This window comes from Mycobacterium sp. (assembly GCF_035274705.1).
Taxonomy (GTDB): Bacteria; Actinomycetota; Actinomycetes; order Mycobacteriales; family Mycobacteriaceae; genus Mycobacterium.
Map to the genome: position 1 here is coordinate 1 of NZ_DATENY010000074.1, position 6,226 is coordinate 6,226.

General features: G+C 63.8%; 5 protein-coding genes and 1 pseudogene. 2 read left to right on the forward strand and 4 right to left on the reverse strand.

Going from position 1 to position 6,226, the window contains the following annotated elements; genetic code table 11:
- A pseudogene (locus VJV41_RS17090) lies at positions 1–193 on the reverse strand (porin); the annotation flags it as partial.
- A gap of 536 nt (positions 194–729) precedes the next feature.
- On the opposite strand from VJV41_RS17090, the gene VJV41_RS17095 reads away from it, so the two are divergent.
- Positions 730–1,419: a response regulator transcription factor gene (locus tag VJV41_RS17095; protein ID WP_325335776.1), complete on the forward strand. Its 690-nt coding sequence runs from the start codon at positions 730–732 to the stop codon at positions 1,417–1,419.
- On the opposite strand, the gene VJV41_RS17100 is transcribed toward VJV41_RS17095, so the two are convergent.
- A complete protein-coding gene (locus VJV41_RS17100) occupies positions 1,380–2,762 on the reverse strand; it encodes a HAMP domain-containing sensor histidine kinase (RefSeq protein WP_325335778.1) in 1,383 nt (460 codons plus the stop codon). The genes VJV41_RS17095 and VJV41_RS17100 overlap by 40 nt on opposite strands.
- Before the next feature lie 494 nt (positions 2,763–3,256).
- Between VJV41_RS17100 and VJV41_RS17105 the strand changes: the two genes are divergently transcribed.
- Complete coding sequence (locus VJV41_RS17105) at positions 3,257–3,796, forward strand: hypothetical protein (protein ID WP_325335780.1); 540 nt, start codon at positions 3,257–3,259, stop codon at positions 3,794–3,796.
- A 2-nt stretch (positions 3,797–3,798) separates the two neighbouring features.
- Here VJV41_RS17105 and coaE read toward each other — a convergent pair whose 3' ends face one another.
- Positions 3,799–4,959: a dephospho-CoA kinase gene (gene coaE / locus VJV41_RS17110; RefSeq protein WP_325335782.1), complete on the reverse strand. Its 1,161-nt coding sequence runs from the start codon at positions 4,957–4,959 to the stop codon at positions 3,799–3,801.
- A 12-nt stretch (positions 4,960–4,971) separates the two neighbouring features.
- A partial coding sequence (gene rpsA / locus VJV41_RS17115; RefSeq protein ID WP_325335784.1) for a 30S ribosomal protein S1 occupies positions 4,972–6,226 on the reverse strand: 1,255 nt, incomplete at its 5' end.

The following is a 6,226-nucleotide window of genomic DNA, read 5'->3' on the forward strand; positions in this document are numbered from 1 at the left end:
GGGTCAACCGGTTGCGGTCCAGGGGAAACACACCATTGAGGAAGGTGTCCCACTGCTGGATCGTCAGAGTCCGGTCCTGACCATCAACCAGACTCAGCTCGTTGTCCAGACCTGCGTGAGAGGTGCCAGTGCTCACGAACACAGCTGCGACAGCCGCGAGAATCGCGATCAGCACCCGACTGATTGCCTTCATGTTGTTGCCGAACCCTTCTGCCTGGCTGAGCCCACACCAGCTACTTGCTGGTTGTGTCGTCATCGGAACTGCCGTTGCGTTTGTTTCATCAATGACTGCGAATGTCGCGCAAGACATCCCACGGCCACTTGCTGGTCCAACGATGCCGCCGCACACAAAGTCAGCGGCGCACCATCTGCTGCGTCGTTGTTTCAACAAGGCTGGGAGTGTGACAAATCAGCGCTGAGAAAACCCCAAGAGCGTTTGGATGCGCAACGGCCTTCGATGTGCTATGCGAATAGCCTCTAACAAGAGGAGGAGCGCGAAATGACTGCAGCCCATGTGTCCCTCAGCGTTTTCTCAGTGCCGCTCTGCCATGGTGAGGCAGTCGCCGCAAGTGACAGACCCGGCCGGCGCACCGACATGCTCACACGAGACCATCACAGCTCATCGTTGACACCGGAGTGCCGTGGAGTTCTCCCACACGGGCAGGTGCGCCGGCCGCCGGCCAATGCAGGCGTAGCGATGCGGTTACGGAAGCAGGGGTGTTGGGCCCGGTGAAGGTGCTGTTAGTCGAGGACGAGGCACACGTCGCTGCCAGCCTCAAAGTCGGCCTGCGCGCCGAAGGATTCGTCGTCGTGCACGCCGAGACCGGCACCGAGGGGCTGTGGCAGGCTACCGAGCACCACTTCGACGTGATCATCCTTGACATCATGCTGCCCGGTCCCAGCGGCTATGAGATTCTGCGGCGAATCCGGGAGCGCCAGATCTGGACACCGGTGCTGATGCTGACCGCCAAAGACGGCGAATACGACCAGGCCGACGCATTCGATCTCGGCGCCGACGACTATCTGATCAAGCCGTTTTCCTTCGTGGTGCTCGTCGCCCGGTTGCGCGCCCTGGTCCGCCGCGGAGCACCGCAACGGCCCGTGGTGTTGACCGCCGGCGATTTGGTTCTTGATCCGGGTCGGCACCTGGTGACCCGCGCAGGTGTGCCAATCGATCTGAGTCCGCGCGAGTTCGGCCTGCTGGAATACCTGATGCGTAACACCGACGCGGTGTGCACCAAAACCCAAATACTGCAAAGCGTTTGGGACGAGAACTTCGGCGGCCCCGATAACGTCGTGGAGGTCTACATCGGTTATCTGCGCCGCAAGATCGATGTACCGTTCGGCACCAACACAATCGAGACCGTGCGGGGGGTGGGCTACCGCTTGGAGTCAGGCAACTTGGTCAGCGGCAGCTGAACCGTCACCAATGTGCCGCCGCCGCTCCGTTCACCGATCGTGACCTCGCCGCCGTGCGCGGTCGCGATCTCGGCCACGATGGCCAGCCCTAAACCCGTGCCGCCGCTGCTGCGCGCCCGGTCGCTATCCAACCGGACGAACCGGTCAAAAACCCGCATCCGGTCCCGTTCGGGGATACCCGGGCCGTCGTCGGCGACCGTCACAATCGCATACTCACCAAGAGTACGTACCGTCAGCTCGACTCGAGAACGGGCATGCCGCGCAGCGTTTTCCAGCAGATTGCGCACCAGTCGCGACAATGCTGCGCTGTCCCCGCGCAGCTCGGTCGGCTCGGCACTGATACCGATGTCGCGGTGTCCGATGCGACGCTGGCGCACAACTTCGCCGGTCGCGATGTCGTCAAGCCGAACCGGCTCGCGGTGCATCGCCAGCCTGCCCTCGTCGGCGCGGGCCAGCAGCAGCAGATCCTCCACGAGGACCCGCATCCGCTCGGCTTCAGCGACAAGCGTGCTCGTCGCCAACTTCAGATCAAATACTTCCGGGTGGGCGACGGCGACATCGAGGGCTGAGATGATCGCCGTCAGCGGGCTGCGCAGCTCATGGGATGCGTCCCCGACGAATTGGCGCTGCGCCGCGTGGCCGCTTTCGATACGGGCCAACATGTCGTTCATCGTGGTAGCCAGCGCGGAGATCTCGTCGCGTCCCGGCGGCACCGGCACTCGCTCGGTCAAATCAGACGTGCTGATCTCGGCAACCCGGGCCCGGATGGCGTCAACCGATCGCAACGAGCGGCACATCAACCGATACGTGGAGATGGCCGCGACCGCGACGACGACAGGACACGCCCCCGCCAGCAACAAAAGCGCGGTATGCACCGTTGACTCCGCGGCCTCGGTGTCACCGGCGACCAACACGGTGTACCGGCCGAACTTTGTATCTACGGTCCGCCCGCTGACGCGCTGATCATTGTCGGGCGGTACATCATCGGTGAGACCCACGCGCATCGTGGACCCGACCTCGCTCGGGGCCACCAACGGAGAAGCCGGCGCGCCGTCGGAACGCGCCACGACATTTCCGTGGTCGTCGAGTACCTGCACTGCGACGATCCGCTGGTCGGTATCCAACAGCGGGGTATCCAAATCCGCGGCCGAGTCAAACTCCAGTCCGGCAACAACGTCGCCTACACGGCGCGCAGCAGAATCATCCACCCCCGCAATGAGCACCTGATACAACGCAACGGTCAACGCGGCACCCGCCACAGCCAGCGCGATGAACACGACCGCTCCGGCAATGAATGCCGAACGTGCAGCAATACTCCACCGTCGTGACGTCATCCATGACATGCCTCGGCATCGCGCACCGGTCGGGCGCGCCGCACCGAAATGCCCCAGCCGTGTCGTGTGCGAGACCACGGAGGGCCGGGGCCTCGCTTCTGCCGCATCCTCACTGCGGCTACCGGTGTGCGTGGAAACTCCCTTCGCTGGCGATCCCCAATTATGGCCGTTACATCGCCGGACGACGCTGAGCCTAGACGGCATGAACCCTTAACGTTGAAGCCAGACTGCAAAATCGCCATGGGTCGCCCTCGGCAGTCAACACACTCGCTGTTGCAAGAGCTCCGAGGCATGAACGTGTCGGCTTGAACCTGTATACGTTTGGTCGAATTTGGACTCGGCAACCTGCTTACCGACGAGATCTGCTGGCTGGCCGACCCGACTCAAGCGGGGGCGGGCCAGCGGAAGGACCACGCTGTGGTGTCCTCGCTGCCAGGCCGAAGGACGGCATCGAGCTGGCAACGATGTGGCCATTGAGACGCGTGCGGGTAATGTCGGCTGTCATGAGTTCGACCACGCGGTTATGGATGGCTGCCGGGGCTCTGGCCGTTGCACTGACAGGCTCGCAGTTAATCCCTGCGACCGCACTGGCCGACCCGCAGGGCGCGCCGCAGGTTCAGGAGCCCACGCCCGGCCAGGAGTTGCACAACGTCACCTATCGGGCCCGCGCCGACGGCACATCCCGGGGAGCGGTGGTCGCGTACAAGATCGACGACACGAACGTCAACAGCGAACAGCCGACGCTGCTGCCTGGTAGCACCTTCGAGGTCAATACTGTTCTGGCGAACCCGAAGCAGGCCGGTATGGAAGTGTCGATCCAGTGGCCGTATGGCTCAAACCTGCACTGCGAGATCCTGGTCGACGACGAAATCGTGGCTCAAGCCGATCAGTTCATCGCGCCGAGATTGCTACGGCCCAAGAATGATCCGCTGTACGGCGTGCTGCAATGCGGTGCCCCCCTGGATACAGCCGTCCCGGGACAAACCGCGACAAGCCCCGACCCGGCGGCAGCGCCTGCGCCACAACCGGAGCCTGCGACCTAGCGCTACGGCCGCCAGCCGGTAACGTTCGCCCACTCCCAGGCGCGGCGGTGAGCGTCGGCGAACCACCGCTCCTTGGCCTGCACGTAGTCGGGCGCAGCCGTCGCAGTTCTCTTGACCGCGACGTACTCGTCGCGCGCATCCCGGTCGGCCTTGAGCCATTCGGGGAACAGCAACGCAGACTGCTGATTCGGCCAACCATCGACGCGCACATGCACATTCGCGGGCCGGCCTGGATCGGCCGATGCGTGAAATCTCTTGGACCACACAACCGGATCCCCTGCGTGGGGCGTATCGGTGGTGATGTCTTCGACTCGCGGATAGCCGACGTTCGTCAGTGGATCGACGAGTTCATCGGCGACATCAAGTGATTCGACGGTCACCTGAATGTCGATGACGTCCTTGCCGTCCATTCCCGGCACCGCCGTCGAGCCGATGTGATCGACGCGCAATGCCTTTGCGCCACAAGCCATTTGAATGCGCTTGATGATCCGCTGGGCTTGCTCCGACCACGTGGAGTCGTATGGTACCAGCTTGTAGTCGTACGGGACGCAGTGCCGGGTCCGGATGTTGTGCGCAAGTGGCAGCACCCGGTTGTACCAAAGATCGCGAGCCTTCTCGACGAGTTCGCCCTGCGAACCCGAATTGTCCAGCAGCACATCGGCAATCGCGCGCCGCTGCTCTTCGGGAGCCTGCGCCTTGATGCGTGCACGGGCGTCGGCCTCGTCCATCCCCCGCTTGATCAGCCGCTCGACCCGCGTTTCCTCGTCGGCGGTCACCACGACAACGAGCGGAAACATCGGCGCCATACCGGTTTCGACGAGTAGCGGGATGTCTTCCACCACCACGGCGTCGTCGTGCACAGCGTCGATGATCTGCTGGCGACGCTTCCCGACCAGCGGATGCACGATGCCGTTCAGCTTGGCGCGCTGCTCGTCGTCGACGAACGCCTTGGCAGCCAATGCCGGCCGATTCAACGCGCCATCGGGCAGCAGGATCTCGTCACCGAAAGCCTCGACGAGCTGAGCCAACCCTTCGGTGCCGGGTTCGACGACCTCGCGCGCGATCACATCGCCATCGACGATGATGCCGCCACATTCATTGAACGTGGCGGACACCGTCGACTTGCCGGCGCCGATCCCGCCGGTCAGACCGATGCGCAGCATCCGGCAGGCTGTTTAGGCGCTGCCGGCCAGCTTCTCCCGCAGCGCAGCGAGCTGGGCGTCGCTAGCAAGCGAGCCACCAGCCGCGGGCTCTTCGGACCGCGACGCGCCGTTGGCGGATGGCTTCTCGGCGGCAGCGGCATCAGCAGCGGCGAACTTCTCGATCTGCGTGGTGTGCATCTTGTACCGCCGCTCGGCCTCGGCGTAGCGGGACTCCCATTCCTCACGCTGCTTCTCGAAGCCCTCGAGCCATTCGTTGGTCTCGGGATCGAAGCCCTCGGGGAAGATGTAGTTGCCCTGCTCGTCGTAGCTGTCGGCCATGCCGTACTTCCACGCTTCGAACTCTTCGCCGTTGTAATCCTCGTTGGCCTGCTTGAGGGACAGCGAGATGCGGCGGCGCTCCAGGTCGATGTCGATGACCTTGACCATCGCGTCGTCGCCGACCTGAACCACCTGGTCCGGGACCTCGACGTGGCGCTCGGAGAGCTCGGAGATGTGCACCAGGCCCTCGATGCCTTCCTCGACGCGGACGAACGCGCCGAAGGGCACCAGCTTGGTGACCTTGCCCGGCACGATCTGGCCGATCGCGTGGGTGCGGGCGAAGTGGCGCCACGGATCTTCCTGAGTCGCCTTGAGCGACAACGAAACCCGCTCGCGGTCCATGTCGACGTCGAGCACCTCGACGGTGACCTCGTCGCCCACCTGGACGACCTCGGATGGGTGGTCGATGTGCTTCCAGGACAGCTCGGAAACGTGCACCAGGCCGTCGACACCGCCGAGATCGACGAACGCACCGAAGTTGACGATCGAGGACACGACGCCCTTGCGGATGGCGCCCTTCTGCAGCTGGTTGAGGAACTCGCTGCGCACCTCGGACTGGGTCTGCTCCAGCCAGGCGCGGCGAGAAAGCACGACGTTGTTGCGGTTCTTGTCGAGCTCGATGATCTTCGCCTCGATCTCCTTGCCGATGTACGGCTGCAGATCGCGGACGCGACGCATCTCCACCAGCGAGGCGGGCAGGAAGCCGCGCAGGCCGATGTCGAGGATCAGGCCGCCCTTGACGACCTCGATGACGGTGCCCTTGACGGCCTCGTCCTTTTCCTTGAGCTCTTCGATGGTGCCCCAGGCACGCTCGTACTGAGCGCGCTTCTTGGACAGGATCAGGCGGCCTTCCTTGTCCTCCTTGGTGAGGACCAGAGCTTCGACCTCATCGCCGACGGAGACGACCTCGTTGGGGTCGACGTCGTGCTTGATGGAGAGCTCACGGGAA

What these genes read in the sequence shown, in the direction of transcription:
- VJV41_RS17100 (WP_325335778.1), bottom strand. Translation starts at nt 2,762, where the DNA reads ATGTCATGGATGACGTCACGACGGTGGAGTATTGCTGCACGTTCGGCA.
- VJV41_RS17105 (WP_325335780.1), top strand. Translation starts at nt 3,257, where the DNA reads ATGAGTTCGACCACGCGGTTATGGATGGCTGCCGGGGCTCTGGCCGTT.
- coaE (WP_325335782.1), bottom strand. Translation starts at nt 4,959, where the DNA reads ATGCTGCGCATCGGTCTGACCGGCGGGATCGGCGCCGGCAAGTCGACG.